The 2,502-nt window shown below is 38.8% G+C and carries 2 protein-coding genes; both read left to right on the top strand.

Translation table 11 applies throughout. From position 1 onward, the window contains the following. The first annotated feature begins 138 nt into the window (after nt 1-138). Nucleotides 139-1,848, top strand: a complete 1,710-nt coding sequence (locus tag M0R38_13420; GenBank protein ID MCK9482736.1) for an IS1634 family transposase — start codon at nt 139-141, stop codon at nt 1,846-1,848. A 356-nt stretch (nt 1,849-2,204) separates the two neighbouring features. Next, nucleotides 2,205-2,399 carry a hypothetical protein gene (locus M0R38_13415; protein MCK9482735.1) on the top strand — a complete coding sequence of 65 codons (195 nt, stop codon included), beginning with the start codon at nt 2,205-2,207 and terminating at the stop codon, nt 2,397-2,399. Nucleotides 2,400-2,502: the final 103 nt, after the last annotated feature.

The raw sequence follows: 2,502 nt of genomic DNA, 5'->3' as shown, positions 1-2,502 counted from the left end.
CCGGGTCTTTGACAGTTAGTTAGCCAAAATTTCCCCGTCAGCCTGATCATAGGCTATTTTTTTTGTCAAATTTTTGTTATTTAATTTGCACAATGTTTAACAATGTGGTATGCTTGCAATAACGGAGGGATTCTTCAGATGCGACTTCAGGTAATAAAATCAAAAAACGCCGCTTCTCTTTACATTGTTAAATCTGTTTACGAAAACAAAAAGCGCAGTTCCAAAATTGTTGAAAAACTTGGAACTCTTGCTGAACTCACAGAAAAATTACAAGGTGAAGACCCCATCGAATGGGGGCTAAGATATGCGGCAGAACTATCGTTAAAAGACAAAGAATCCAAAAGAAAGATTTTGGTTGAATATTCGCCCGTCGAATGCATTCCAGAAGGGCAACGCGCATTCAATGGCGGATATCTATTTTTGCAACAGATATACAGTTCGCTGGGTCTATCCAAGATATGCAAAGAAATCTCAGGCCGCTATAAATTTACTTACGATCTAGATTCTGTTCTGTCTCGCCTACTTTACGGCCGAATAATCTACCCATCCTCCAAGCTTGCGACCAGCGAGCAGGCAAAACGTTTTATAGAAAAGCCAGACTTTGAATTACAGCACATATACAGAGCTCTTGAAATCTTGGCGAAAGAAAACGATTTTATCCAGGCTTCTGTTTATAAAAATAGTTCAACGCTTAAAAAAAGGAACGACAAGGTTCTTTATTATGACTGCACTAACTATTTCTTTGAAATAGAGCGTGAATCGGGCTTAAAGCAATATGGCATGTCTAAAGAGCACAAACCGAACCCAATCATTCAGATGGGACTTTTTATGGACGGCGACGGGATTCCCCTAGCCTTCAATATTAATGCTGGCAACACAAACGAGCAACTTACAATGAGGCCTCTTGAGGAGAAGATTTTAAAAGACTTCGATTTATCTAAGTTTATAGTCTGCACAGATGCCGGTCTAGCCTCTGAAAGCAATAGAAGGTTTAACAACTATGGTGATAGATTCTTCATAACAACTCAATCTATAAAAAAGCTCCCAAAGCATTTAAAGAAATGGGCCCTTGCAAGCGACAAATGGCACTTGTCAGGCGACAATAAATTGTATGACATCAACGACCTTGACGAAGATGTTCACAAAGAAGCTAAATTTTATAAAGAACGCTGGATCAATGAAAACGGCCTGGAGCAAAAATTAATAGTCACCTATTCCATTAAATACAGAGATTATCAGCGCGGCATCAGAGAACAACAAATCAATCGCGCTCAAAATGCATTAGAAAAGAATCCTTCAAAGATTAAAAAGTCAAAACCCAATGATTATAAGCGCTTTATACAGCAAACACACTGCACTCAAACTGGCGAAGTGGCAGAGAAAAATGCTTATAGTATAAACGCTGATGTAATCAAAAACGAAATGATGTATGACGGCTTTTATGCCGTCTGCAGCAATATCGATGGTGACACTAGGGAAATAATCGAGATAAACAAAAAGCGCTGGGAAATAGAAGAATGCTTCAGAATTATGAAAACAGAATTCAAAGCAAGACCCGTTTTCTTGAGCAGAGATACTAGAATTACCGCTCATTTTCTAACATGTTATCTGGCGCTGATAATATACAGACTACTTGAAAAAAAGCTGGACAACAAATTTACTTGCTGCGAAATCATAACCGCGCTAAGAAGCATGGACTTTGTAAAAGTTGAGGGAGAGGGGTATATTCCTGCCTACTCAAAAAGCGCCGCTATAAACGCACTTCACGAAAAGTTTGGTTTCAAAACAGACTACCAAATAATTACAAATAAGCAGATAAGAAAAATTATAAAAAAGACAAAATCTTAAAACATTGTTCACTTTTCAACGCACCTTCATTAGCTCGCAAAGCCTTTGTTGGTGAGCGATTGAAGGCTTTTTTTATTGACGCAAGTGTCAAAAATGGGATCGTATCATAGACTTACCAACTAAAACAACAATGAACTTTTTATCGCTACACAAGCCCGATTGTGTGAACAAATACTAATTACCTGTCACTAGCAACTGCAGTAGAATCAGAATTACGGCCGAGTATGCTCATGCCCCTGCGGTCACGAGCACGAGCGCGACAATGAGAACGAGAGATGGTAATAGAATCTTATATCTTTGACCAGATACCCGGCAGCGTGCTATAAAATTACAAATTCAATATAAGGAATACCACAATGAGCAAAGGCGTAATCTGGGATCTCACCAGCTATTTTAATGCTTTCAACAGCCCTGAAATGCAGAATTTCAAGCAAGAATTGAATGAGCAGATCGGAAAACTGCAGAGCGAGAGCGCTGCATTAAGCACACTTTCAGCTGACAACATGGCGAAGTGGGAACAGGTCTTTCTTGATTACGAACCGGGTCTTTGACAGTTAGTTAGCCAAAATTTCCCCGTCAGCCTGATCATAGGCTATTTTTTTTGTCAAATTTTTGTTATTTAATTTGCACAATGTTTAACAATGTGGTATACTT

The sequence above is a fragment of the Bacteroidia bacterium genome (assembly GCA_023228875.1).
Taxonomy (GTDB): Bacteria; Bacteroidota; Bacteroidia; order NS11-12g; family UBA955; genus JALOAG01.
The sequence above is the reverse complement of the archived record's forward strand: the minus strand, read 5'-3'. Positions and strand labels throughout refer to the sequence as shown.

Bases quoted from the DNA above. Each gene is read 5' to 3' on its own strand.
- M0R38_13420 (MCK9482736.1), top strand. From the start codon at position 139: ATGCGACTTCAGGTAATAAAATCAAAAAACGCCGCTTCTCTTTACATT.
- M0R38_13415 (MCK9482735.1), top strand. From the start codon at position 2,205: ATGAGCAAAGGCGTAATCTGGGATCTCACCAGCTATTTTAATGCTTTC.